Consider the following 23364-nt stretch of genomic DNA (forward strand, 5'->3'; position numbering starts at 1 on the left):
ATCCCCCCTTTTTTGTGGCCCCCCCCTAATTCCCGCACATGGGGGTGGCCGCCCCGGCCGCCGGCCCCCCCTCCACACACCCCCCCCCCCCCCCGTCGCCGGCGCCCGCTTCTCTGTCGGCCTGTGCGCAGCTTAGCGCATGATCATGCGCTGTTTCTCGCGATTTTGCGCATAGCTGGCCTTGTCATAAGGGGCCTGCGCCTCAAGCTGCTCCTTGGTGAAGTTCGTGTAGAGATAGCGCTTGCCGTTCTTGTCGGTCATGAATTTCAGGTTGTCCATGCCGACCGCCACCTCCTTCTCGCCGATGCCAAGGAAGCCGCCGACGTCGATGATGACTGCGTCGACCTTCTTGTCGCCGCCCAGCACGATATCGCCGATCTCGCCGACGTTGACATCGTTGGCGCCGTAGACGGTTGTTCCGACCAGATCCTCGGCCCGGATTTCGCCTATCGGCATTTCAGTCAGTGTGGACTTGTCGATCGACCCGGTCTTGGTCTGGTCTGCCGTCGTTGCGGGCGCTGGGGCATTTTGGGCCGTCTTACTGGCCTGGTCAGTGTTGTTGGTTGTCGCAGTGTTATCGGTCGTGGCAGTGTTGCTGGCCGTCACGGTAGGCGTGACGACGGCTGGCGCATTAGCCGCGGCATCGTTCGACGCTGTGGTCGCCGGGGCCGGATCATAGGGCTTGCGGTCGAAATCCGGCTGCGCCGTCAGCTCTTCCCTGGTGGTTTGGGCAACCAGCCAGCGATCGCCGTTCCTCTCGGCCCACTGCGCCTTGTCGAAATCATAGGCGACGTTCTTTTCACCTATGCCGAGGAAGCCGCCGACACCGATGACCAGCGATTGCGCCTTGGCTTCCTTGTTGATGACGATGTCGTTTACGTCGCCGATGTTCTGGGCGTCGTCGCCGGTACCGTTGTAGACGGTCTCGCCGATGATATTGGTGGCAAGATTGCCTTCCGCGCGCTTCACTGGCTCAGCCGGCGCGGCAGGCGCCGGGGTTGTATTTTGCGCGCTGGTGGAAGGGGCGGCAGGCGCCGCATTATCCGCCGAAGCTGGTGGCGGAGTCGGATCGTAAGGCCTCCGGTCGAAATCCGGCTGAGCAGTCAACTCATCCTTCGTCGTTTGCGCTATCAGCCAACGGTCGCCATTTCTTTCGGCCCATTGCATCTTCTTGTAGTCGAAAACGACGTTCTTGGTTCCTATGCCAAGAAAACCGCCAACGCCGATGACGACGGATTTTACCTCGCCGCGCTCGTCGAAGACGACATCGGTGATCTTGCCGATATTCTCTGCATTGTCGCCGGTGCCGTTATAGACCGACTCGCCGATGATATTGGTGACAAGGCTGCCCTCGGCGCGTTGCACCGGAGCGGCTGGAGCGGAATTCTCTACGGCGGGTGGTTGCGCCGGCGCCGGGGTCGTCGCCGACTGCGCAAATGCACCCGTCGCAATCAATGTTGCGACTGCTGTCGTGGTTAAAAGGGTGCGGATCATCTTAGTGTCTCCTCGTCGGTGATTTCGTGCACGCCGTGCCCACCTGGCGTCACTGCGGGCGCAGCGTCTTCTGCATGTTCACAACGTTGTGACCACACTGTTGTTCCGAAAAAAGCCGTGGTGCACCCGGTGCGATGTCAATGGTTCTCGGATTCGCCGCGTTGGTCGAAAGGAACATTTTCTCGGCCGCCCCGTTCCACTCCCGGCTGGGGCTCCGTCCCGGCCCGATAAGTGCTGGAAAATGGAACGGCCATGCGGTTTGCAGCGGTGCTGAACAAGGACGGGGGCACCCTGCGCACCATCGATCTTGAGGCCTTCGCCAGTCGGATGCGCAGCACACTTGAGACTGCCGGCCACTCGATTGATATCGAAATCGTCGCCGGCAAGGATATCGTCGCCACGCTGGACGGCGTAGCTTCCAGGCGCGGCATCGACGTCGTGCTGGCTGGCGGCGGCGACGGCACCATTTCGGCCGCGGCAGCCCGTTTGATGAATGGGGAGAAGGCGCTGGCAATTCTGCCGGCTGGCACAATGAACCTTTTTGCGCGCGGCCTCGGTATCCCGCAGACCCTCGATGCGGCACTGAAATCGTTTGCCGACGGCGAGGTGATGGCGATTGACATTGCAACAGCCAACGGCCGGCCCTTCGTGCATCAATTCTCGATCGGCATGCACGCCAGGATGGTGCAACTGCGCCAGAAGATGGAATTCGGCTCGCGCTTGGGGAAGATGCGCGCCTCGGTGCGAGCCGCTTGGGCGACGATCAACAATCCACCGGCGATGAACGTAACGCTGATGATCGGCGAGGCCGAGATCAGAACCCGGATCACCGGTATCGGCATCACCAACAATCTGTTTGGCGAGGGCCACCTGCCCTATGCCGATAATCCGGCAGGCGGCGTGCTGGGCATCTATGTCACCGTGGCGCGGCGGCGCGGCGAATTGATCAGGTTCCTCTTTGACGTCGCCCGTGGGAAATGGCGCGGCAACGAGCATGTCGAAATCCATCAGGCAAACCGCGCCGTTTTGAAAATCCATTCGACTAACAGGAAAGTTCAGGCCGTCATGGACGGCGAACTGGTAAAGCTCGATCGCGAGACGACCGTCGAAATCCATCCGCGCGCGTTGAATGTTCTCGTCCCGGCGCGCGCTGTCGAGGCAAAGGTTGCCTGACGTGGGATGCGTGATGTGGGGTTGCGTGATGCAAACTGGCGCGAGCGATGGAGAGAACCTAGCCGCTGGGCGTGTTGCCCTGTTCGGTCTTCGGCGTCTCGATTATCCAGCCGTAGATTTCGGCGACGCCCCAGGCGATAAAAGCCAGCAACAGCGCGGCGATCAGGATACGAAGGACATGCCGACCCCGCCGCCCTTGACGGGCTTTGTTTTCAGGAATGGTTTTTGGCATCGTCTGGCTCCATATTTGGCGCCGGCAGGCGTAACTGGCGGGGCGTTGGCTGGTAACGGTCCCCCGCCGCGAAAGTTCCGGCACTGCAAGGCGGCAGACGGGCCGGTTGGCCTGACCAATCAGCGGAGCCGGCCTCCGGGGGCATAGTGGACGACAATAGCCAGAACACGCCGGGCCTGCCGGCCGATATTCGCCGTGTGGTGGGCGCCGCGGACCGTCTTGCCGTGCTGCACGGCCTCGACACGCTGGACGGGGCTGCCGACCCTGATTTCGATCGTATCGGCGGTCTTGCCGCTTCGGCTATGCAAACGACTGTCGCACTGATCACGCTGGTCGATGCCGAGCGGCAGTGGTTCAAGTCCTCTATCGGCCTCGACGAGACCGAAATCGCAACCGAGACATCGTTCTGCGCCTATACCATCGCAGCCGGCGACGTGCCGATGGTGGTGGCCGACGCGGCGGCGGATCCGCGGTTCAAAGCCAATCCGCTGGTCACCGGCGAGCATCATATCCGCTTTTACGCAGGCGTGCCCATCGTAGTCGACGGCGCGCTGGTCGGCACGCTGTGCGTGCTCGACCGGAAGCCGCACGCACGTCCCTCCTCTGTCCAGCTCGACCAGCTGTCGGCGCTGGCCGGCCTCGCCGCCAGCCTGTTCACGCTGAAGGATGCAACCCGCAGTGCGGCGATTGCCAAGGCAGCACTGGTCCGAGAGGAAAAGCGGCGCGCTATCGCGCTCGACGCGGCTTCGCTTGCCAGCTGGGCATGGGATATCCGCAGCGATATGATCGACTGCGATGTCCTGCTGTCCGAATTGTTCAACCTGCCGAAGTCGAACAGGCTGAGGGCGCGCGACATCCTGACCGCCATCGACCCGCGCGACGTTCACCAGACCGAAACACGCTTTCGCGACGCGCTGACCGGCAGCGACGATTATTTTGGCGAATACCGTGTCAAAGGCCTCGATCCGCCGCGATGGATCGCAACGCGCGGCCGCGTCATAGAACGCGACGGCGAGGGCAAGCCGACGCTGATCTTCGGCGTCAACTACGACATTACCGAACGCAAGCTTGGCGACGAACGTCAACGACTGTTGCTGCGCGAGCTCAATCACCGCGTCAAGAACACTTTGGCAACCGTACAGGCGCTGGCGACGCAGACCGTTCGCCATGCCCGCCAGCCAAGCGAATTCCTCGAAGCCTTCAGCGCCAGGCTGCAGGCACTGGGCGTTGCGCACAGCCTGCTGTCGGACCGCGAGTGGCGCGGCATCGGCATCCGCGAGCTGGTGGAGATCGAGCTAAAGCCGTTCCAAGCCGCCGGACAATCGCGCATGGCGATCTCCGGCGCCGATGTCCTGCTCTCACCCGACCAGGCAGTCGGGCTCGGGCTGATCCTGCATGAACTGGCAAGCAATGCACTGCAATACGGGTCGCTCTCGGTTTCCTCCGGAAAGGTCGATCTCGATTGGAGGGTACAAGGCAGGAAGGGCGCACGCCGTCTGTTGCTGGCCTGGCGCGAAAGCGGCGGCCCGCGGGTTGCGCCGCCCGAACGCCATGGCTTCGGCTCGATCCTGATCCGCCGCAGCCTGGCCAAGGTCATTTCCAGCGAGGTGATCCATGAATTCCGGCCGGACGGCGTGGTCGCGGAAATATCGATTCCGCTCGAAGATTTGTGATTTTGCGACCGGCGCCAGAATCGTTTGCCCCGAACTATCCCCTCCGAACTATTCACGTTTGCCGGTATCCGGATCATCGGAGCCGCGCTTCACGTTCTCGCGGTAGATGGCGTAGGCAGCGAGTGCTATCGCCGGGCCGAGAATCGCGCTCAGTCTGGCCTTTCCCGGGCCATCTTTGCCCTTGAGCAGCGCCGGCAGCACGGCGAGTGCCGCAGTGATGCCGATAGCCTTCATGTCAGCGTTGCGTCGCTTCGCCCGGCGCCTGGCGCGCGAGCCGGCCGACATCCGGTAGACGAGCAGGATGAGACCGGCGATTGCGAGAAAGCCGATCCCGAAGCTCAGGGAAGCTGCCATCGGCCCATAGCGGGCCGCCGTCCAGATATAGGCCGCCCCGACCAGGAAGCCGAGGCCGCACAGCGCTACGACCGCTGCGACCGAATAGACAATTGCAGCCACACGCGCGCGTTGCACCGCCGCAATGGTTTCGCCCGAGGCGAGGCCCGAGATCAGCGATGCAAGCATTCCCATGCGTGCAGAACTAGCGGCGCGCGAGAAGCGCGAAGAGGAACCCGACGCCGGCGGCGATCGCCAGCGACGTCACCGGCTTCTCGCGCATATGCGCTATCATCTGCGCCTCGATGTCCCTGGCGTTGCTGCGCAGGCTGTCGAAGGCTGCCTCGCCCTGGGTTCGCAACTGCTCGACGCTTTCGGCGGCGGCTCGCCGCGCTGCCCCGTAGCCATGTTCGCCAGTTTTGGCCAACAGCTTGGTAAGTTGGTCGATGTCGGCCTTCAGTTGTGCGATGTCGGCCTCAATATCGGAATTCGTGCGGGCTTCGTTCGCGGCCTTTCCTGCGGCAGTCGCCATTGCTTCACTCTCCATGCTTTTGCTCGGTCGAAACGCCCGACAGACCCCAAGGTTCCGGCACGAACCTCTTCTAACCCTATCTCCGGCAGCGCGCGTTGCAAATGCCTTGCGTGGGCCGAGGCCGACGCATCCGCGCCAGCGCGTCTTTTTTAAATGACAGCATGCCAAATAACGATCATGACTTCCCCCGTTTCACGATCGAGACGAATTTAAGGAGATATTGCTGCGTGCGCGCATCACTCGACGGTTTGCGGATTCTTATCCTGGAAGATGAGTTCCTGATTGCCATGGATATCGAGCAGCTTTGCCGCGACTACGGCGCGCTCAATGTGGTCATCGCCCGTGATCTGACTGAGATCGAACAGCAAGACGTTGCCGCGCAGTTCGATGTGGCCATCGTCGACCTCATGCTGAGCGGCGTTTCGACGCTCCAATTTGCTTCGCGGCTGCGTGAAGCGGGCATCCCGTTCGTCTTTGCCTCGGGCTATTCGGATACGGACGAGATCAAGAAATCCTTTCCCGGCGTCAGACTGGTCACCAAGCCCTATTCGGGAGACGATCTCGTCGAGGCAGTGGCGGCGGCCTGCAGGCGAACGCCTCTCCGCTGAGGCGCGGAGCGGTTCGAACACGCCGCGCTTCACGCAGCCGTCGACCCGGTTACCTGAGCCGAAATTGCGTCCGGCCCATACTCGTCTTCACCGGAGATCTTCAGAATTTCCTGCAGCCGTGTGCGGGCGCGGCTGACGCGGCTCTTGATCGTTCCGACGGCGCAGCCGCAGATCTCGGCCGCTTCCTCGTAGGAGAAGCCCGACGCGCCGATGAGGATAATGGCTTCGCGCTGGTCTTCTGGCAGCAATTCGAGCGCGCCGCGAAAGTCCTCGAGGTCAAGTTGGCCGTGCTGGGCCGGGTGAACGGCAAGCCTGGCCGTCATGACGCCATCGCTGTCCTGCACCTCGCGGCCGCGCTTGCGCATCTGCGAATAGAATTCGTTGCGCAAGATCGTGAACAGCCATGCCTTCAGATTGGTGCCGGGCTGGAAGCTTTCATGCTTGTCCCATGCCTTGACCAATGTTTCCTGCACCAGGTCGTCGGCCTTGTCGGCGTTTTGCGTCAGCGACACGGCAAAAGCCCGCAGGCTCGGGATCGAGCCGAGCAAGTCGGTCTTGAAGCCCTGGGAGACGGCCGCCATGCCTCAGTCCTTCTTTTGTACAGGTTCGGCTTTTTCCAACTGGCTGAGCAGTTGGGCGAAGCGATCCGGCACATTGTCGGAGACCAGCTCGTCGTAGTATTGTTTGAGTTTGCGGCCGATTTCCGAGTTCGGCCCAAGCGGGTCGCGGGAAGCAGCCCGGCGCCCGTTGCCAACGCCACCCATGGTAGCTTTCGTCATGTTCTTCATTTCGCCCTTTTGTCCCAGCCTTAAGCCGCCCTTCAACACATAACGCAAGGCAAGCGGCAGCCTCGTCTGGTTGCCCAACCCGCCCCTAAACGCCAGCCCATATATTTAGTTCCGCATGATCGGAACTTTTTCGCAGAACCCGCGTTTTCAACTCTGGGCTTGCGAACCGTTTTTTAGCTGTAACATGCAATCACGTCATATGAGGGAGACGTCCAATATGAGCCTATCAGCAACCATCGCTCCGCACCTGCCGTTCCTGCGTCGCTTCTCGCGCGCAGTATCCGGATCGCAGGAGAGCGGCGACGCGCTGGTCGCCGCAATGCTCGAGGCCATCATTGCCGATGTCGACATCTTTCCGAACGCATCGAACGACCGCATCGCGCTCTACAAGGTCTTTGCCAAGCTCTTCACCTCAGTGGCCATTCGCGTTCCGCAGGAGCATGCCCAGTCGGCATGGGAACAGCGTGCCGCGGCCAATCTGAATGCAATTGCGCCTCGCCCCCGCCAAGCCTTTCTGCTGGTGGCGGTCGAAGGCTTCAGCGAAGACGAGGCGGCGGAGATTCTCGACGTCGACGAACAGGAATTCTCCGAACTCCTCGCGCAGGCGAGCAACGAGATCTCCCGTCAGGTGGCAACCGACGTGCTGATCATCGAGGATGAGCCGCTGATCGCCATGGACATCGAGGAAATGGTCGAAAGCCTCGGCCACCGCGTCGTCGGAACGGCGCGCACCCACGCCGAGGCGGTGGCGATGTTCGGCAAGGCGCGGCCAAAGATGGTGCTTGCCGATATCCAGCTTGCCGACGGAAGTTCGGGCATAGCGGCCGTGAATGAGATCCTGTCGTCGACCTCGGTACCGGTGATCTTCATCACCGCCTTTCCCGAGCGCCTGCTCACCGGCGAGCGGCCGGAACCGGCATTCCTGGTTACCAAGCCGTTCAATCCGGACATGGTCAAGGCTCTTATCAGCCAGGCCCTGTTCTTTGACCGGCACGCGAAAGCCGCGGCATGAAACAGCGGGCGGCCGAACTGCGGCCGCCGAGACAGCCGCTCCCCAGGATCAGAGGGGAGTGACGCCGGCTCAATTCACTGGCAACCAACTGGGGCAACCAACTGGACCTTTCCACACACCGCGGCAATTCGGGCCCTGAAGATTTTCAGCATCGTCTTTTTCGGAAAATGGTGGAACAAACGGAGGCGAATCACGTTTTCACCGCAGCATTGGAAGGAGATCGATCATGCTTTACTGGGCGCTCGTATTTCTCGTCGTGGCGATCATCGCCGGTGCGCTTGGTTTCGGCGGCATCGCTGGCACCTCGGCCGGCATAGCGCAGATATTGTTCTTCATCTTTCTCGCCTTCCTGATCATATCGCTTATTGCCGGCCTGATCAGACGAGCGTGAATGCCAAGCGGCCATTCAAGCGAACACTGGAAGCCGCACCCCTCAAACGGTTTCCAGCCACCGCCGGGCAGTGTCCTCCAACGGGATGCCGCTCGGCGGACCGCTTTTTAAGGTTTGATACGAACCTCCTCCTTTTGGAACCCATTTTTCCGCGAACCGTTCAGCCCGACATGGGTTGAGCAAATTGACCGATGCGTTCCAGAGTCGGAAAAATGAAAGACCGCGGCCAGAGTGATGAGATCATCGCTTTGCATCCCGCCGAAAGCGGGATGCAGCTTGGTCGGGCCCTTCTCCATGCACTGCACAATGCCGGGATTTCCGTCCTGTACCAGGATCGCGAGATGAAGACGGTGTGGGCGCGCAACATGCGCGCGCCCTGGACTTCCGATGCCTCCGACAACAACGGCATCTTGCCGCCGGCGCAGGCAGAGCGTATCGGCGCCGCCAAGCACGACGTCATCGTCTCCGGCAATCCTCAACATCTTGAGCTCAGCGTGCCGGCCGATGACGGCGCCCGCTGGTTTCAGGTGTGGATAGACGCCGACCGCAGCGAGACCGGCGCGGTGCAGGGCGTCGTGACCACCATGGTCGAAACAACCGAGCAGAAACGCCGGGAGCAGACGTTGAAGGCGCTGCTGCGCGAAGTCAGTCATCGCTCCAAGAACCTTTTGGCCATCATCCAGAGCATCGCCACCCAGACGGGCCGTTATTCCGGCAGCATTGACGATTTCCTGACGCGCTTCCGGGGCCGACTGCAGTCGCTGGCCTCCTCGCAGGATTTGGTTACGTCATCCAACTGGCGGGGAGCGGCGCTGCGCGAGCTGGTTTCCGGTCAGGTCGGCAGGTACGGCGCGGATCCCTTGCACAGCCTACGTTTCCGCGGCGCAAATCCATATCTCAACCCCAATGCCGCCTTGCACATCGGCTTGGCCATGCATGAGCTCGCCGTCAATTCGGTCAGCTATGGCGCACTGTCGCGCAGCGACGGTTTCGTCGAGGTGACGGCCGATCTGACGGCAGCTTCCGCTGGCGAGCCTGCGCTGTCGCTGACATGGGCCGAAGTGATCGGAGCCAACGACAATCAGCGCAGTGAGAAGCGTTTTGGCAGCGTCGCGCTCGAACGCGTCGTGCCCACTTCATTGAATGGAACGGCGACCCTTGAGATCACCGGGAACCGCCTCGAATACCGCCTTGTCGTTCCTCACGGTAATTTCGAGACGGATTAACGAGCGGCGGTCGCCGCGCGAAGGCTTGCTGCGCATCGCCATCTTTAACCGACTGTTCACCATCAAGTCCGATCCTGTGCGAACGTGCCGATCCGCCGGATTGAGTTTGGCACAAAGTGAAGGGAATGGGCGTTGACGGCTGCAGACGTGAACAGACTGGAACAGGCCGCTCGCGTCTCGATGGGCGGTTTTCAGGATCCCGACGCGCCCGCAACGCCCGCGCCTCGTGCTTCGCCCCTGCGCTTCGCCGCCGTCGCGCTTATGGCCGCGATCGTCCTGACCGCCGCGTCCCAACTGATCTGAATCGAACTCGCCTCTGCTTGATCGCTTTGAAACCACTGCCCGAGTGCTCGGCCGTGCCCGTTCGCGGTCGCTGACCTGCAGGGCCAGGCCCAACATGTCGGCGCCAGATGCCTTGCCGTCGATCCGGCGCTCGAGAACGACCATGACAGGATCGTCTGGAACGTGCGCCCCAACGGCACGCTCGATGCGTCCTTGGAGATTTCCGGGTTCGTGGTAGCATCAAACGGCGCACGCCCCGAAAAAGACTATCTTAATCAACAATGAAATCGTGCGGGCAAAGGCCGTACTTTCATGCTAAATGGCGGCTGGAGCTTATTAAAGTGAGGACAAAAGTGAGGATGACTCCATGCGGAAGATGATTATTGCCATGGTTGCCGTGGTTGCGGTCAGCGGCTGCACCACCACGGAAGAGAACGTGGGAATCGGCACTGTGGGCGGCGCGCTCATTGGTGGCGCTGTCGGCGGCGGCAAGGGCGCTTTGATCGGCGCCGGCGCTGGTGCGATTGGCGGTCTGCTCGTTCGCCGGCTGCAAAATGGCTACTGCCAATACAGAGATCGTCACGGCCGGATTTACACAGCTCGCTGCAACTAGTTTCGAGCTCCAGGCGAACAGCAAACGCGGAGGCAGGCCACCTGTCTCCGCGTTTGCCCTTTAAAGCGCTGTTGCGACGCGGCCCACGAGACGGGGCTTCAGGCCGGCAGCGGAACCCTGATTTCCACGTTCAAGCCATCTTCGCGAAAATCGCGCCTGATTGTGCCACGCAATTCGCGCGTGACGTTGAGATCGATCAGTCTGGTGCCAAAACCACTCTTTGCCGGTCTCTCAAGCTTCTTCTGACCGGCCTCGCGCCAGTTGAGAGCCAATGTCCGGGTGCCGCTACGGGCTTCGAGCGACCAGTCGACCTTCAGCGCACCGACTGAATTGCCGGCTTCGCCATGCTTCAGCGCATTCGTCGCCAGTTCGTGAAAGACGAGGCCGAGTGCCTGCGTCGTCTTTTCATCGAGAAGAATCTGCGGTCCCGACAGCAGCCCTTCAGGAAGCTCGCTGCCGAACACCTGGCCTAGCTCGATGCGCAGCAGGTCGCCGAGATCGGCTTTCTGCCAGCGTGAGCGCGTCAGCATGTCCTGGGAAGCCGCCATCGCCTGCAGCCGGGCCGAGAAAGAAGCCGAGAATTCCTGGACGTCGGTGGTGTGCGATGCTGTCTGGCGCGCGATTGCCAGCACCCGCGTGATCGAGTTCTTGATGCGATGCTTCATCTCCTGCAGCATCAGGTCTTTTTCCAGCAGGCTCTTTTCGGTCGTTTCGTGAAGCAGCGAGACCGCCTCATAGGCCCGCTCCTGATAGCGGGCCACCAGCGCGATGGCGCCCGCAAGCAGCAGTCCGAACAATCCGAGCATCACCGGGATGGCGCGCGAGGAAGGTTGCGAGAAAGCACTTGTCGGCCTGAACAGGACGACCCACGACCGGCCGGCGACGGTGACCTTGCGGGTGACCAGCAGCCTGTCGCCGAGGCTCGAAACAGGCGGCGTTTCCGATTGGAACAGCAGGTTGTCGCTGTCCACCGTGCCGTCATAGATCTCGGTGTTGACCGGCAGCAATGGTGCCCGGCTGAGCGCAGCCTGGAACAGATCACGGGCGCGGAAGGCCGCATAAAGGAAGCCGGCAGTCGAGGATCTCGTCGCGTTCACGGCGTCCGGCGCGGTTTCGACATTGAGCCGGACGAAGACGAGGAACCCGGTAAAGGTCTGCGCGGCACCCGTATCCTTGCCGAACTGCACGAGCCCGCTGGCGTGCTGCTGGTCGTCGGCCATCGCCTTTTCGATCGCCTCGCGCCGCGCCGGCCCGGTGAACATGTCGTAGCCGATGCTGGATTTGTTGGACGGATCCAGCGGTTCGAACAGCACGATGGGCGTACGCCACGGTAAGTTCGTGTCGGGATAGATCGGATGGCTTGCGCCGTGATCGTGCAGGATGTCGCGCTCGACCGCCGCCTCGTTGCCAGTTTTCGCCAGGCGGAGGAAACCGATGCCGCGCAGGCCGGCGAAATTATTGTCGACGTCGAGCGCGTTGAAGAAAGCCTTGAACTCGCCCTGCGAGATACCGCCATTGCGTGCGTCGAACAGCGCCCGGGTCGAACGCAGCAGCGACAGGTCCAGGTCGATGCGGCTTTCGATCCGGTTAAGCGCGTCGTCTGCCGTCGCCTCGAATTTAATGCGGGCCGCCTCCTGGGTGGCAAAATAGGCAAAACCCGCCATCGTCAGGCTGATCAGCGCGACGGCGATAAAAGCGACGGTCGGAAAAAGCTTCTTCAATTGCTGATACGTCCCGTGGACGGTTCGGCATCTTTATGGGCAAGTCCTGACGCCAACACAATGGCGAGGCCAAAGCATGGTGACGGCTGGCACATTTTGGCGGCGTGTGATTAGCCGGCTAATTCTCGTTCATGCGGCGATCTTCAGCGCGCCCGGCCCCGGAATGGCGCCGGGTGGGCACTTGCCGAGGATGATCATGCCGAGCACCTCGTCCTGGGTGACGTCGGTTGTGCGCGCCGTTCCGACAACCCGACCGTTCTTCATGACGCAGACACGGTCGGCAAGCTCGAACACGTCGTGAATATCATGGCTGATCAGGAAGATGCCGATGCCGTCGGCCTTGAGCTGCCTGACCAGTTCGCCGACCTGCGCCGTCTCTTGCGGCCCGAGTGCCGCCGTCGGCTCGTCCATGATCAGGATGCGAGCATTGAACAGGATGGCGCGGGCGATCGCCACCGACTGCCGCTGGCCGCCCGAAAGCTTTACCACCGGCTCCTTGAAGCGTTGGAAACGCGGATTGAGCCTGCCCATCACTTTGCGCGCCTCGGCCTCCATGGCGACGTCGTCGAGCGTCCCCCAGCCGGTCATCAGCTCGCGGCCGAGAAACAGGTTGGCGGCCGCATCGACATTGTCGGCCAGCGCCAGCGTCTGGTAGATCGTCTCGATGCCGTACTTCTTGGCGTCGCGGGGATTGGAGATCGAAGCCTCCTCGCCGTTGACGAAAATCTGGCCCGCATCGCGCTTGTAGGCGCCGGACAGGATTTTTATCAACGTCGATTTGCCGGCACCGTTGTGACCGAGCAAAGCCATCACCTCGCCCGGGAAAAGGTCGACAGAGGCATCGTCGACGGCGCGAATGCCGCCGAAAGCGATGGAGATGTTGCGCATGTCGATCAGCGGCGTGCCCGTGGGAGCGGTTTTGTCTGCCATGATCGTTCCTCCTCCCTAAACGCGTTTGCGATAGACGGTATCGAGCCACACCGCGAGCACCAGCACGGCGCCGACAACGATGCTCTGCAGCGGTGAATCGATGCCGAGCAGCACCATGCCGGACTGCAGCGACTGCATCAAAAGCGCGCCGAGCATGGCGCCGAGCACTGTGCCGGAGCCGCCGGCGAGCGACGTGCCGCCGATCACCGCCGCCGCGATGACCAGCAGCTCGTCCAACGTGCCCAGCGCATTGGTCGACGAGTTCTGCCTGGCTGACGAGATCGCCGCGGCGATCGTCGCCAGCACGCCCATGATCATGAACACCTTCATGGTCACCCAGCGCGTGTTGATACCGGCAAGGTTGGCTGCTTCCGGATTGCCGCCGATGGCGAAGACATAGCGGCCGAAACGGGTACGCTTGGCGATGAAGGTCATGATCAGCCCTACGGCTACAGCCATCAGCACGGGTATGGCGATGCCATGGGCGATGAACAGCCCGCCTTCGGGAACCGTTATATTGTTGGCCGCCGCATATCTGTTCACGATGCCGACCGGCCAAGGATAGGAATTGGCAAGCCATATGGCGCCCATGATGACAGCGCAGGTGAGGACACCGAGGAACGTCTCGGCCCAGATCGGGCGCAACGGAAAGCGGAACCGCTTGCGCTGCACCCGCCCGTTGAGCAGCATGAACACAACCGCCAGGCACGCGACAATTCCGACGATCCAGCTCCATCGCGCGCCGATCGAACCCGCCGGCCCACCGCCCATCAGCTGGAAAGTGGCATCAAGCGGCGCAATCGTCTGACCGCTGGCGACCCACCATGCGGCACCCCGCCAGACCAGAAGGCCGCCCAGCGTCACGATGAAGGCCGGCACCTCGAGATAAGCGATGATGTATCCCTGGAACGCTCCGATCAGAAGGCCAAGCGCCAGGCCGATGGCCAGTGCCAGGATCCAGATCCAGGGATTGCCTAATTGCAGACCGATCATTCGCACCAGGAAATGCACCTGCGCAAAGCCCATGACCACGCCGATCAGACCTTCGGCGGAACCGACCGACAGGTCGATATTGCGCATGACGATAACCAGCACCATTCCGGCGGCCATTATGGCCACGGCGGAAGTCTGCACCGACAGGTTCCAGAGATTGCGTGGCGTCAGGAAGGTCCGGCTGTCGAAGTCGAACGGATTGACGCCGAGCCGTACGCTGGAAACGACATGCAGGCCGACCCAGATGACCAGCAGCGCGCCGACCATGCCGAGCATGCGCGTGTCGAGTTCGGTTGCCTTGAGAAATCGGGCAACGATGCCGAGCTCGGATTCCCGTGCCCGGTCTGCCGTGCTGTCGACCGGCGTGTTGGACGTCGTGTCGGTCATGATGTTTCTCCCGCCGGGTTGCCGTCTGCCGCGGATGCCGGAAGCAGCCTAGAAGTTATCCGCCGGAAGCGGAAAAACAACTCTTGTTGAAAAACGCCGCGGCGAGCGGCCGCGGCGTTCGGACTTCTCGGAAACGTCGGCTCAGTTGCAGACTGCAACAGTGCCAGCCGTCACGCCGGCGCAGACCTCTTCTTTCTTGATCCAGCCGGCGTCGATGACGACGTTGAGGTTGTCCTTGGTGATGGCGACCGGGGTCAGGAACAGCGACTTGACGGTATTGCCGCCGGGCGTGGTGAAATCCTTCACGCCGGCAATGTCGGTCATCTGCTTGCCGTCGGCCAGCTGCGAGGCGATCTCGGCGGCATTCTTGCCGAGCTCGCGCGCATCCTTCCACACCGACACGGTCTGTGTGCCGAGCGCGATGCGGTTCAGCGCGGCGTGGTCGCCGTCCTGGCCCGAAACCGGAACCGATCCGGCCAGCCCTTGCGCTGTCAGCGCGGCGACGACGCCGCCGGCAGTGCCGTCATTGGCCGCGACCACGGCATCGACCTTGTTGTCGTTGGCGGTCAGGAACTGTTCCATGTTCTTCTGAGCGTTGGCCGGCAGCCAGCCGTCGGTATAGGCCTCGCCAACATTCTTGATCTTGCCGCTGTCTATTGCCGCCTTCAGCACCTCCATCGAACCGGCAAACAGGAAATCGGCATTCGGATCGGAACCCGAACCCTTGATGAAGACGTAGTTGCCTTCCGGCTTCACCTTGAAGACTTCCCGGGCCTGCATGCGGCCGACTTCCTTGTTGTCGAAGGTCAGGTAAAAGACGTCCTTGTTCTCGATCAGCCGGTCGTAGCCGACAACCGGAATACCTTCGTCCAGCGCCTTTTGCACGGCCGGCCCGATGGCCGAGGCGTCCTGCGCCAGGATGATCAGTGCGTTGGCGCCCTGCGAGATCAGGCTCTCGACGTCGGTGAGCTGCTTGCCGGGGTTGGACTGTGCGTCGGCGGAAATATACTTGTCGCCTGCGGCCTCGATGGCCGCCTTCATTGCGGCCTCGTCGGTCTTCCAGCGCTCTTCCTGGAAGTTCGACCAGGAAACGCCGATGACCTTGTCTTTAGCCTGCGCCACTGACGCCAGCGCCAGCGTCATGGCGACACCCGCCAGAATGGCGGTCGTGAATTTCTTCATCATATCCTCCCTGCGCCGCGTACGGCGTGATCAATTGGCTCAAAGACCAGCTTAGAAGCTCTAATTTTTTCGAGCCTCGAAAAAATACTGGCCCGATCTCCGGCTGCTGTCAACATCGATTCTGATGGATTTTGATGACTCTGCGAGTTTTTTCGAGCGTCGGAATAAACGATGACAGCGCCACCTGCATCTGACACTATTTGCCTCATCCGACACTATTTGTCGGACATTACCGACGGCTTCCGGTTCATGAGCGGCCGCGGCAACCGGGAGGAAAGCAAAACAATGTCGGTCGGAATCCGCCATGACGATTTGCGCCGGCGCAACCGGGCGATGGTGATCTCGGCGGTGCGCCGGGCCGGCCAGCCATCGCGTACTGAGATCGCAGCTACCACCGGCCTCAGTCATTCGACCATATCGGCGATTTCTTCCGACCTGATACGGGAAGGCATCCTCGCCGAGAGCAAGCCAAGTGAGCCCGTTTCGTTGAAACGCGGTCGTCCGCAAGTCGGCCTCGCCCTCAACCCGGAAGCGGCGGCGGTGCTGACCGTGGTGTTGTCGCTGAATTTCCTTTCGGCCGCCATTATCGACTATACGGGACAGGTGGTCGCCGAGGAACAGCGCCGGCTGGACACGCTGACTATGCCGCGCGACGAGCTGATCCGTGAATGCATGGCCATCGTCCGGCGCCGGCTGCAGGATCCAGATCTTGACGTCCGCAGTGTCGCCCGCATCGCCCTGGCGATTCAGGGCATTACCGACTCCCCTGCACGCGCCATGCTGTGGTCGCCGATCACGCCGCAGACCGACATCGCCTTTGCCGATATGCTGGAGGACGAATTCGGCATCCCGGCAACGGTGGAGAACGACTGCAACATGATGGCGGTGGCTTTGCGCTGGCGCAATCCGGATCGCTATCGCGATGACTTCATCGCCATCCTGCTTTCGCATGGCATCGGCATGGGGCTGGTGCTGAAGGGCGAACTGTTCACCGGGACGCATTCCTCGGGCGGCGAATTTGGCCACATGATCCATCGTCCGGGCGGCGCGCTCTGCCGTTGCGGGCGGCGCGGCTGCATCGAGGCGTATGCCGGCAACTACGCCATCTGGCGCAACGCCAGGCAGATGAGCGAAGACAGCGAACCGGTCGCCGATGTCAGCGACGCCGACATGCGCGCACTGGCGGCCCGGGCGCGCGAGAAAGATGGGCCGGAACGCGAGGCCTACCGCAAGGCCGGCGAAGCGCTGGGTTTCGGTCTCGGCTCGCTGTTCGCGCTGATCGATCCGGCACCGGTGGCGATGGTCGGCGCCAGTGCCGCCGCCTTCGATCTGATCGAGCCGGCCTTGCGGAAGGCAATCGCCCAGACCGCCGGCGGCCAGCATTCAGGCTCGATCTCCTTCGATACAGAGCCGAACGAATTGCCTCTGATCCGCGAAGGCTGCGCGATGCGGGCGTTAAGCTTCGTCGACCAGGAGATTTTCGCGCCGGGCGCGCAAATGAGGCCCAGCGTCAGAAAGAACGTAGCCTGACCAGGCGGGTCAATCTTCCCTGATCGCATAGCCGGCGCCGCGGATGGTGCGGATGACATCCGGCATCCGGCCGTTGTTGACGGCTTTGCGCAGCCGCCCGACATGCACGTCGACGGTGCGTTCGTCGATGTAGATTGTCTCCCCCCAGACATTATCGAGTAACTGGCTGCGCGAGAAGACACGGCCCGGATGCCGCATCATGAACTCGAGCAGCCGGAATTCGGTCGGCCCGAGCCTGATTTCGCTCTTCTTGCGATAGACCCTGTGCGATTCGCGATCGAGCACGATGTCGCCGACCTTCAGCACGCTGGACAGCACTTCCGGCTTGGCGCGCCGCAGCAGCGCCTTGACCCTGGCCATGAATTCCGGTGTCGAAAACGGCTTGACCAGATAGTCGTCGGCGCCGGTCGAAAGACCGCGCACCCGGTCGCTCTCCTCGCCGCGCGCGGTCAGCATGATGATCGGCAGCCGCTCGGTTTCGGGGCGCACCCGCAACCGACGACAGAGCTCGATGCCGGAAACCGCTGGTATCATCCAGTCGAGCACCAAAAGGTCGGGCACATTCTCCTGCAAACGGATCTCGGCTTCGTCGCCGCGTGTCACCACCTCGACCTGGTAGCCTTCGGATTCGAGATTGTAGCGGAGCAGCACACCCAACGGCTCCTCGTCCTCCACCACCATTATGCGTGGTGCGATCATCGGCTGGGCACCCCCATCATGTCACCGGTGCGGACATTGTCGTTTCGTCCTGCTTCGGACGATTGACCGGCAATTGCTCGCCGGTCAGCACATAATACGCATTTTCGGCGATGTTGGTGACATGGTCGCCGATCCGCTCCAGATTCTTGGCGCAGAACAGCAGGTGCGTGCAAGCGGTGATGTTGCGCGGATCTTCCATCATGTAGGTCAACAGCTCGCGGAACACGGACGTGTATTTGACGTCGATGCGCTCGTCGGCGGCACGCAGCTTGGCCAACGCGGCCGCATCGCCTGCAGCATATTCCTCGATGACACCCTGCACCTGGATGAGAACCAGCTGCGCCATCGCGTCGATGGAATGCGACAGGTCCCGCGGCGTGGCGCTGAGGCCGACCGCACTCACGCGCTTGGCGATATTCTTGGCAAGGTCGCCGATGCGTTCGAGGTCGCCCGCCATGCGGATCGCTCCGACCACATGGCGAAGATCGTGGGCCATCGGCTGGCGTTTGGCGATCAGGGTGATGGCGCGGTCGTCCAATTCGCGTTGACGCGCATCCATGATGGCGTCGTCGGAAACGACGCGTTGCGCCAGCACGTTGTCGGAATTCAACAGGGCCTTGGTCGCCCCGCCGACCATCGAACCGGCGAGGTCGGCCATGTCGCGGATCAGCTTGCTGATCTGCTCGAGATCCTCGTCGAAAGAAGCGACTGTGTGTTCGCCCATGGTCCTGTCCTCATATGCATGATCGGAACGGCTCAGCCGAAGCGGCCAGTGATGTAGTCCTGCGTGCGCTTCTCGCGGGGCGACGTGAAGATCTTCTCGGTCCGGTCGAACTCGACCAGTTCACCCAGATACATGAAGGCCGTCTGGCGCGACACGCGCGCCGCCTGCTGCATGTTGTGGGTGACGATGACGATCGTGTAGTCGGCTTGCAATTCGTCGATCAGTTCCTCGATCTTGGCAGTCGACAGCGGGTCGAGGGCCGAAGCCGGTTCGTCGAGCAGAATGACTTCCGGCTTCACGGCCACGGTGCGGGCGATACAGAGCCGCTGCTGCTGCCCGCCGGATAGGCTCAAGCCGCTGGCGTTGAGCTTGTCCTTGACCTCGCTCCACAGCGCGGCGCGCTTCAACGCCTGTTCGACGCGGCCGTCCATCTCGGACTTGCCGAGGTTCTCGTAGAGCCTGACGCCGAAGGCGATGTTCTCGTAGATCGACATCGGGAACGGCGTCGGCTTCTGGAACACCATGCCGATCTTGGTCCTGAGGAGGTTGAGATCCTGCGACCGGTCGAGAATGTTCTTGCCGTCGAGCAGCACCTGGCCCTCGGCCGTCTGTTTTGGGTAGAGCTCATAGATGCGGTTGAATACACGCAGCAGCGTCGATTTCCCGCAGCCCGAAGGGCCGATGAAGGCCGTGACACTGCGCTCAGGCAGCGACAGGCTGATGTCCTTCAGCGCCTTGCTCTGGCCGTAGTAGAAGTTGAGATTCTTGACCTCGATCTTCGTCTTCTCGGCGACCGTTTCGGCCATCGTCATGTCTGGGGACAACATCTGTGTCATCTGTCCTCTCTGCGTCCGGTAAGGCTGCGGGCGAGGATGCTCAAGCCCAGAACCGTCAGGGTGATTATGAGTGCGCCGGTCCACGCCAGTTGCTGCCATTCCTCGTAAGGGCTGAGAGCGAACTGGAAGATGGTCACCGGCAGGCTGGCCATCGGCGCGTTGATATTGCTGCTCCAGAACTGGTTATTGAGCGCGGTGAAGAGCAGCGGCGCCGTCTCGCCGGAAATGCGTGCTATCGCCAGCAATATGCCGGTGACGATGCCGGACAATGCGGCGCGGTAGGCGACCGAACGGATCACCACCCAGCGCGGCGCGCCGATCGCGGCACCGGCTTCACGCAACGCGTTCGGCACCAGGTTGAGCATGTCTTCAGTGGTGCGCACGACCACCGGAATGACCAGGATGGCAAGCGCAACGGCGCCGGCAATGGCCGAGAAATGTCCCATTGGCCGCACCATCAGCTCATAGACAAACAAGCCTATGATGATCGACGGCGCCGACAACAGGATGTCGTTGATGAAGCGGACGACGGTGGTGATGCGCGAAAAGCGTCCATACTCGGCCATGTAGGTTCCCGCCAGCACGCCGATCGGCGTGCCGACGACAACGGCGATGATCGTCATCAGCAGGCTGCCCGTGATGGCATTGAGCAAGCCGCCGGCCTCGCCCGGTGGTGGCGTCATCTCGGTGAAGACCGCGAGCGAAAGCCCGGCTGTGCCCTTATAGACCAACGCGCCGAGAATGAGCGCCAGCCAGGCAAGCCCGATGCCGGCGGCGACGACGCAAAGCGCCATCATCACCGAATTCCTGGCTTTGCGGCGGCTGTGGAGCGATGAGGATGTCGACATCGGTCAGGCTCCCGTACGGGCGTCGATCCGCATCAGCATATAGCGGGCGGCGGCGAGGATCAGGAAGGTGATGACGAAGAGGATCAGGCCGAGCGAAACCAGCGAGGAGGTGTAGAGGTCGCCGTCGGCCTCGGTGAATTCATTGGCGATGGTCGCCGAGATCGTCGTGCCCGGCGCGAACAGGGAGGCACTGATGCGATGTGCGTTGCCGATGACGAAAGTCACCGCCATGGTTTCGCCGAGTGCCCGGCCGAGGCCAAGCATGACGCCGCCCATGATACCGATGCGGGTATAGGGAATGACCACGCGCCGGGTCACTTCCCAGGTCGTGCAACCGATGCCATAGGCCGATTCCTTCAGCACCGCCGGCACCGTATCGAAGACGTCCTTGGTGATCGAGGTGATGAAGGGCAGCACCATGATGGCGAGGATCAGCGCCGAGGTCAGAAGGCCGATGCCGTAAGGAGGGCCGGCGAAAAGGCTGGATAGTCCCGGCACGCCGTGGAAGATGTTGATGATGAAGGGCTGTATCGTCGTCTGCAGGAACGGCGCGAACACGAACAGGCCCCAGATGCCGTAGATGATCGAAGGAATGCCGGCCAACAGCTCGACCGCTATGCCGATAGGACGCCTGAGCGGGCGCGGGCAGAGCTCGGTGAGAAAGATTGCAATGCCGATGCCGATCGGAACCGCGATCAGGATGGCAATGGCCGCCGTCACCAGCGTGCCGTAGATCGGCGCCAGTGCGCCAAATTTTTCCGTAACGGGATTCCAGCTCTCAGTCGTCAGGAAAGAAAAACCGAACGACGACAGCGCCTGCCATGAGCCGGCAAACAGCGAGATGGCGACACCGCCGAGGATGACCAGCACAAGAATTGCGGAAGCGCGGGTGAGTCCGCGGAATATGGCATCTGTGAGCGCGAAGCGCCGCACAGTAGCTTCCCTGGCCCGGGCTGCTGCAGATGATTGCATGGCATCGGAAGCGATGGTCATTGGGTCCTCGCGATTAAAGGCAACAGGGAGGGCGCCATCGACGCCCTCCCTGGAGGAGATTACATAGCCGAGTAGAGCGGCTTGCCGTCGTCGCCGACGACTTCCTTGGCCCACATGGCCTTGACGCTCTCAACCACCTTGTCGGGCATCGGAACGTAGTCCAGCTCGCCGGCCATCTCGTCGCCCTTGTCGTATGCCCAGGCGAAGAATTTGAGCGCTTCGCCGGTGGTCGCGGCATCATCCGGCTTCTTGTAGAGCAGGATCCACGTTGCCGCCGTCATCGGCCAGGACTCGGCGCCCGGCTCGTTGGCGAGGATGACGCCATAGCCCGGCTGCGAGCTCCAGTCGGCATTGGCCGCTGCCGCCGAGAACCCCGCCGCGGTGGGCTCGACCTTCTTGCCGTCCTTGTTGATCATATCGGTGTGGGTGAGCTTGTTCTGCTTGGCGTAGGCATATTCGACATAACCGATCGCGCCGCCGGTCTGGGAGACGTTGTTGGCAACGCCCTCATTGCCCTTGGCGCCGATGCCGACCGGCCATTCCACGGCCTTGTCGACGCCGACCTTTTCTTTCCAGACCGCGCTGACGTCGCCGAGGTAATAGGTGAAGTTGAACGTCGTGCCCGAACCATCGGAACGGTGAACGACCGCGATCGCCTGCGAAGGCAGCTTGACGTCGGGATTGAGCTTCTTGATCGCTTCGTCATCCCAGCTCGTGATCTTGCCGAGGAAGATGTCGGCCAGCGTCGGGCCGTCGAGAACCAACTCGCCCGGCTTGATGCCTTCGAGATTGACGACGGGAACGATGCCGCCCATCACCATCGGGAACTGAGCCAGTCCGGTCGCTTCAAGCTCGTCGCCCTTGAGCGGCGCATCCGAAGCGCCGAAGGTAACGGTCTTGGCCTTGATCTGCTTGATGCCGCCGCCGGAACCGATCGACTGGTAGTTAAGGCCAACGCCGGTGTCTTTCTTGTAGGTGTCGGCCCACTTCGCATAGATCGGGTAGGGGAAGGTGGCGCCGGCGCCGGAGATGTCCGCGGCGAGCGCGGCGGACAGGGTGAGGGTGGTCGTCGCCGCAGCCATTGCAATCGCAACGGCCGCCGAGCGGATGAAATGTCTCATGTGGCCTGCTCCTGTTCGGAATATGGTCTCTCGGCGCCATTCCTCCGGCGCCCGCTGAGGCCAATAGCCCCCGATTATTACAGTCGCATGACAGTTTCATGTCGCTCCGGTAACGACGTCCAGCCGGGTTAAGAAGGAGCGGCCGCGGGCTTTTGTCGGCATGGGCCGCGGTTTGCCGCTGGAATCAGCAGCTTGCGTGAATTCCGGCCGGCATCGTCTGCTCGGCGATCGCAGCCACCGGCTTTAAAAGAAAAAAGCCGGACGGGAGCGCGTTGCATGCAGCCAGAACGTGTCATGGCCGCGCCATCGCCGAAACAGGTCCGTTGGGGTAAATCTGACCCTGTTTCTTGCCGGCGGTCGCTGCTCCCGCCCGTAACTGGAGGAGCGGAACTTCGAATATCCCATTGTCGCCACTGAGCGCGGCTTTGGTATGGTGCGATCGCACCATGGCCTTACGCTGGAAGCGTTGACGAATCGCAAGGTTCTAACTCGCGCTGGACCTCCATCCGCGCCCGACCCGGCGCTCGATCTTCGAGCAACGCCTTCCACTGGAAGTGCGACGACTTCTACTTCACGGTATCTACTCCCTTCGCCCTATTCCGCCGGTTGTCGGTTAGGCCGAAGCAGCGTTATAAGCTTGCAGGGGTATTGCTGATGTCTCGACGGATTCTGCCTGTCTTCCTGTGCCTGGCGCTGCCTCTGGGAAGCGGCTGCGCGCGCAGCTATGACGGCACCGTCATCATTCCCAAGCCGCTCGATGTTCGCCGTTTCTGGGACAGGCCTTCGCCGCAGGCGCAAGCCGAACAGTCGCAACTGGAGACCGACGTCTTTCCAGTGGCGCCGCAAACGCCGAAAGGGCCGGCGGTGCGCAGGAGCGCGGCTTCCGTTGCAACGCCTCGGAGGAGGGCCACCAACAACCCGCCCATGCTGTCGCCGGAGCCGACGAAGCCGCTAACTTGCAAGAATGTCAGCGAGCCCGGCAAACGGGCCCGCATGGTCTGCGAATAACCAGCCGACGTCGGTCGATGCGCACGGCTCCAGGC

Annotated in this window: 26 protein-coding genes; 10 read left to right on the forward strand and 16 right to left on the reverse strand. The window is 62.0% G+C overall.

The annotated features are described in order from the left end of the window. Nucleotides 1-132 precede the first annotated feature (132 nt). Nucleotides 133-1494 (reverse strand): PRC-barrel domain-containing protein, encoded by a 1362-nt coding sequence (locus tag NKI41_RS27420; protein ID WP_352471118.1) that lies wholly within the window; start codon nucleotides 1492-1494, stop codon nucleotides 133-135. A 252-nt stretch (nucleotides 1495-1746) separates the two neighbouring features. On the opposite strand from NKI41_RS27420, the gene NKI41_RS27425 reads away from it, so the two are divergent. Further along, nucleotides 1747-2667 (forward strand): diacylglycerol/lipid kinase family protein, encoded by a 921-nt coding sequence (locus tag NKI41_RS27425; protein ID WP_352471119.1) that lies wholly within the window; start codon nucleotides 1747-1749, stop codon nucleotides 2665-2667. A gap of 58 nt (nucleotides 2668-2725) precedes the next feature. On the opposite strand, the gene NKI41_RS27430 is transcribed toward NKI41_RS27425, so the two are convergent. Continuing rightward, a complete protein-coding gene (locus tag NKI41_RS27430; RefSeq protein WP_352685919.1) occupies nucleotides 2726-2899 on the reverse strand; it encodes a hypothetical protein in 174 nt (57 codons plus the stop codon). Nucleotides 2900-3045: 146 nt separating this feature from the next. Here NKI41_RS27430 and NKI41_RS27435 point away from each other — a divergent pair, with 146 nt between their 5' ends. After that, complete coding sequence (locus NKI41_RS27435; protein ID WP_352685921.1) at nucleotides 3046-4572, forward strand: sensor histidine kinase; 1527 nt, start codon at nucleotides 3046-3048, stop codon at nucleotides 4570-4572. Nucleotides 4573-4620: 48 nt separating this feature from the next. Here the strand turns inward: NKI41_RS27435 and NKI41_RS27440 are convergent, their stop codons facing one another. Together NKI41_RS27440 and NKI41_RS27445 are read right to left on the reverse strand one after the other, a co-directional pair. Beyond that, nucleotides 4621-5100: a hypothetical protein gene (locus NKI41_RS27440; RefSeq protein WP_352540234.1), complete on the reverse strand. Its 480-nt coding sequence runs from the start codon at nucleotides 5098-5100 to the stop codon at nucleotides 4621-4623. Nucleotides 5101-5110: 10 nt separating this feature from the next. Beyond that, the gene (locus NKI41_RS27445; RefSeq protein WP_023678546.1) at nucleotides 5111-5437 is read right to left on the reverse strand and encodes an ElaB/YgaM/YqjD family protein; all 327 of its coding nucleotides are present in this window, start codon (nucleotides 5435-5437) and stop codon (nucleotides 5111-5113) included. 227 nt (nucleotides 5438-5664) lie between these two features. On the opposite strand from NKI41_RS27445, the gene NKI41_RS27450 reads away from it, so the two are divergent. Continuing rightward, nucleotides 5665-6045 carry a response regulator gene (locus tag NKI41_RS27450; RefSeq protein ID WP_292659204.1) on the forward strand — a complete coding sequence of 127 codons (381 nt, stop codon included), beginning with the start codon at nucleotides 5665-5667 and terminating at the stop codon, nucleotides 6043-6045. Between the two features lie 29 nt (nucleotides 6046-6074). Here the strand turns inward: NKI41_RS27450 and NKI41_RS27455 are convergent, their stop codons facing one another. Together NKI41_RS27455 and NKI41_RS27460 are read right to left on the reverse strand one after the other, a co-directional pair. Continuing rightward, nucleotides 6075-6626, reverse strand: a complete 552-nt coding sequence (locus NKI41_RS27455) for a sigma-70 family RNA polymerase sigma factor (RefSeq protein WP_023678544.1) — start codon at nucleotides 6624-6626, stop codon at nucleotides 6075-6077. A gap of 3 nt (nucleotides 6627-6629) precedes the next feature. Continuing rightward, nucleotides 6630-6833, reverse strand: coding sequence for a NepR family anti-sigma factor (locus NKI41_RS27460; protein ID WP_023678543.1), 204 nt, complete (start codon nucleotides 6831-6833; stop codon nucleotides 6630-6632). Between the two features lie 217 nt (nucleotides 6834-7050). On the opposite strand from NKI41_RS27460, the gene NKI41_RS27465 reads away from it, so the two are divergent. The 5 genes from NKI41_RS27465 (at nucleotide 7051) to NKI41_RS27485 (ending at nucleotide 10357) form a co-directional block, all read left to right on the forward strand. Beyond that, nucleotides 7051-7845 carry a response regulator gene (locus NKI41_RS27465; protein WP_352471123.1) on the forward strand — a complete coding sequence of 265 codons (795 nt, stop codon included), beginning with the start codon at nucleotides 7051-7053 and terminating at the stop codon, nucleotides 7843-7845. Between the two features lie 226 nt (nucleotides 7846-8071). Next, nucleotides 8072-8236, forward strand: coding sequence for a DUF1328 domain-containing protein (locus NKI41_RS27470; RefSeq protein WP_023678541.1), 165 nt, complete (start codon nucleotides 8072-8074; stop codon nucleotides 8234-8236). Nucleotides 8237-8427: 191 nt separating this feature from the next. Beyond that, nucleotides 8428-9462 carry a sensor histidine kinase gene (locus NKI41_RS27475; protein ID WP_352451150.1) on the forward strand — a complete coding sequence of 345 codons (1035 nt, stop codon included), beginning with the start codon at nucleotides 8428-8430 and terminating at the stop codon, nucleotides 9460-9462. Between the two features lie 132 nt (nucleotides 9463-9594). After that, the gene (locus tag NKI41_RS27480; RefSeq protein WP_352685923.1) at nucleotides 9595-9765 is read left to right on the forward strand and encodes a hypothetical protein; all 171 of its coding nucleotides are present in this window, start codon (nucleotides 9595-9597) and stop codon (nucleotides 9763-9765) included. Nucleotides 9766-10111: 346 nt separating this feature from the next. After that, nucleotides 10112-10357: a YMGG-like glycine zipper-containing protein gene (locus tag NKI41_RS27485; protein ID WP_006328050.1), complete on the forward strand. Its 246-nt coding sequence runs from the start codon at nucleotides 10112-10114 to the stop codon at nucleotides 10355-10357. A 98-nt stretch (nucleotides 10358-10455) separates the two neighbouring features. Here NKI41_RS27485 and NKI41_RS27490 read toward each other — a convergent pair whose 3' ends face one another. From NKI41_RS27490 to xylF, 4 genes are all read right to left on the reverse strand, one after another. Next, nucleotides 10456-12078, reverse strand: a complete 1623-nt coding sequence (locus NKI41_RS27490; RefSeq protein ID WP_352685925.1) for a CHASE domain-containing protein — start codon at nucleotides 12076-12078, stop codon at nucleotides 10456-10458. 129 nt (nucleotides 12079-12207) lie between these two features. Further along, nucleotides 12208-13008 (reverse strand): ATP-binding cassette domain-containing protein, encoded by an 801-nt coding sequence (locus NKI41_RS27495; RefSeq protein WP_352471126.1) that lies wholly within the window; start codon nucleotides 13006-13008, stop codon nucleotides 12208-12210. Between the two features lie 15 nt (nucleotides 13009-13023). Then, nucleotides 13024-14388, reverse strand: a complete 1365-nt coding sequence (locus tag NKI41_RS27500; RefSeq protein WP_352685927.1) for a sugar ABC transporter permease — start codon at nucleotides 14386-14388, stop codon at nucleotides 13024-13026. Between the two features lie 141 nt (nucleotides 14389-14529). Continuing rightward, nucleotides 14530-15570, reverse strand: coding sequence for a D-xylose ABC transporter substrate-binding protein (gene xylF, locus NKI41_RS27505; protein ID WP_352685929.1), 1041 nt, complete (start codon nucleotides 15568-15570; stop codon nucleotides 14530-14532). A 285-nt stretch (nucleotides 15571-15855) separates the two neighbouring features. Here xylF and NKI41_RS27510 point away from each other — a divergent pair, with 285 nt between their 5' ends. Next, nucleotides 15856-17100, forward strand: coding sequence for an ROK family protein (locus tag NKI41_RS27510; RefSeq protein ID WP_352685931.1), 1245 nt, complete (start codon nucleotides 15856-15858; stop codon nucleotides 17098-17100). A 9-nt stretch (nucleotides 17101-17109) separates the two neighbouring features. Here the strand turns inward: NKI41_RS27510 and phoB are convergent, their stop codons facing one another. From phoB to pstS, 6 genes are read right to left on the reverse strand one after another with little or no spacing between them, the layout of a single operon-like run. Next, the gene (gene phoB / locus NKI41_RS27515; RefSeq protein WP_031212149.1) at nucleotides 17110-17799 is read right to left on the reverse strand and encodes a phosphate regulon transcriptional regulator PhoB; all 690 of its coding nucleotides are present in this window, start codon (nucleotides 17797-17799) and stop codon (nucleotides 17110-17112) included. Between the two features lie 16 nt (nucleotides 17800-17815). Continuing rightward, a complete protein-coding gene (gene phoU, locus NKI41_RS27520; RefSeq protein ID WP_023678534.1) occupies nucleotides 17816-18523 on the reverse strand; it encodes a phosphate signaling complex protein PhoU in 708 nt (235 codons plus the stop codon). Between the two features lie 32 nt (nucleotides 18524-18555). Next, on the reverse strand, nucleotides 18556-19359 hold the full coding sequence (gene pstB / locus NKI41_RS27525) for a phosphate ABC transporter ATP-binding protein PstB (protein ID WP_352451144.1): 804 nt from the start codon (nucleotides 19357-19359) through the stop codon (nucleotides 18556-18558). Beyond that, on the reverse strand, nucleotides 19356-20207 hold the full coding sequence (pstA, locus tag NKI41_RS27530; protein WP_352613520.1) for a phosphate ABC transporter permease PstA: 852 nt from the start codon (nucleotides 20205-20207) through the stop codon (nucleotides 19356-19358). Before pstA ends, pstB begins: the two co-directional genes overlap by 4 nt. Nucleotides 20208-20210: 3 nt before the next feature. Beyond that, on the reverse strand, nucleotides 20211-21200 hold the full coding sequence (gene pstC / locus NKI41_RS27535; protein WP_352685933.1) for a phosphate ABC transporter permease subunit PstC: 990 nt from the start codon (nucleotides 21198-21200) through the stop codon (nucleotides 20211-20213). A gap of 59 nt (nucleotides 21201-21259) precedes the next feature. Next, nucleotides 21260-22321, reverse strand: coding sequence for a phosphate ABC transporter substrate-binding protein PstS (gene pstS, locus NKI41_RS27540; protein ID WP_352685935.1), 1062 nt, complete (start codon nucleotides 22319-22321; stop codon nucleotides 21260-21262). A gap of 654 nt (nucleotides 22322-22975) precedes the next feature. Between pstS and NKI41_RS27545 the strand changes: the two genes are divergently transcribed. Then, nucleotides 22976-23329 (forward strand): hypothetical protein, encoded by a 354-nt coding sequence (locus tag NKI41_RS27545; RefSeq protein ID WP_352685937.1) that lies wholly within the window; start codon nucleotides 22976-22978, stop codon nucleotides 23327-23329. Nucleotides 23330-23364: the final 35 nt, after the last annotated feature.

Source organism: Mesorhizobium sp. M0601 (genome assembly GCF_040320845.1).
Classification (GTDB): domain Bacteria; phylum Pseudomonadota; class Alphaproteobacteria; order Rhizobiales; family Rhizobiaceae; genus Mesorhizobium.

Coding starts and splice junctions, on each gene's coding strand:
- phoB (WP_031212149.1), bottom strand. CDS start 17,799: ATGATCGCACCACGCATAATGGTGGTGGAGGACGAGGAGCCGTTGGGT.
- NKI41_RS27460 (WP_023678543.1), bottom strand. CDS start 6,833: ATGAAGAACATGACGAAAGCTACCATGGGTGGCGTTGGCAACGGGCGC.
- NKI41_RS27465 (WP_352471123.1), top strand. CDS start 7,051: ATGAGCCTATCAGCAACCATCGCTCCGCACCTGCCGTTCCTGCGTCGC.
- pstC (WP_352685933.1), bottom strand. CDS start 21,200: ATGACCATCGCTTCCGATGCCATGCAATCATCTGCAGCAGCCCGGGCC.
- NKI41_RS27510 (WP_352685931.1), top strand. CDS start 15,856: ATGTCGGTCGGAATCCGCCATGACGATTTGCGCCGGCGCAACCGGGCG.
- NKI41_RS27500 (WP_352685927.1), bottom strand. CDS start 14,388: ATGACCGACACGACGTCCAACACGCCGGTCGACAGCACGGCAGACCGG.
- pstS (WP_352685935.1), bottom strand. CDS start 22,321: ATGAGACATTTCATCCGCTCGGCGGCCGTTGCGATTGCAATGGCTGCG.
- NKI41_RS27545 (WP_352685937.1), top strand. CDS start 22,976: ATGTCTCGACGGATTCTGCCTGTCTTCCTGTGCCTGGCGCTGCCTCTG.
- NKI41_RS27455 (WP_023678544.1), bottom strand. CDS start 6,626: ATGGCGGCCGTCTCCCAGGGCTTCAAGACCGACTTGCTCGGCTCGATC.
- NKI41_RS27430 (WP_352685919.1), bottom strand. CDS start 2,899: ATGCCAAAAACCATTCCTGAAAACAAAGCCCGTCAAGGGCGGCGGGGT.
- xylF (WP_352685929.1), bottom strand. CDS start 15,570: ATGAAGAAATTCACGACCGCCATTCTGGCGGGTGTCGCCATGACGCTG.
- pstB (WP_352451144.1), bottom strand. CDS start 19,359: ATGACACAGATGTTGTCCCCAGACATGACGATGGCCGAAACGGTCGCC.
- NKI41_RS27485 (WP_006328050.1), top strand. CDS start 10,112: ATGCGGAAGATGATTATTGCCATGGTTGCCGTGGTTGCGGTCAGCGGC.
- NKI41_RS27475 (WP_352451150.1), top strand. CDS start 8,428: ATGCGTTCCAGAGTCGGAAAAATGAAAGACCGCGGCCAGAGTGATGAG.
- phoU (WP_023678534.1), bottom strand. CDS start 18,523: ATGGGCGAACACACAGTCGCTTCTTTCGACGAGGATCTCGAGCAGATC.
- NKI41_RS27420 (WP_352471118.1), bottom strand. CDS start 1,494: ATGATCCGCACCCTTTTAACCACGACAGCAGTCGCAACATTGATTGCG.
- NKI41_RS27440 (WP_352540234.1), bottom strand. CDS start 5,100: ATGGGAATGCTTGCATCGCTGATCTCGGGCCTCGCCTCGGGCGAAACC.
- pstA (WP_352613520.1), bottom strand. CDS start 20,207: ATGTCGACATCCTCATCGCTCCACAGCCGCCGCAAAGCCAGGAATTCG.
- NKI41_RS27470 (WP_023678541.1), top strand. CDS start 8,072: ATGCTTTACTGGGCGCTCGTATTTCTCGTCGTGGCGATCATCGCCGGT.
- NKI41_RS27425 (WP_352471119.1), top strand. CDS start 1,747: ATGCGGTTTGCAGCGGTGCTGAACAAGGACGGGGGCACCCTGCGCACC.
- NKI41_RS27495 (WP_352471126.1), bottom strand. CDS start 13,008: ATGGCAGACAAAACCGCTCCCACGGGCACGCCGCTGATCGACATGCGC.
- NKI41_RS27445 (WP_023678546.1), bottom strand. CDS start 5,437: ATGGCGACTGCCGCAGGAAAGGCCGCGAACGAAGCCCGCACGAATTCC.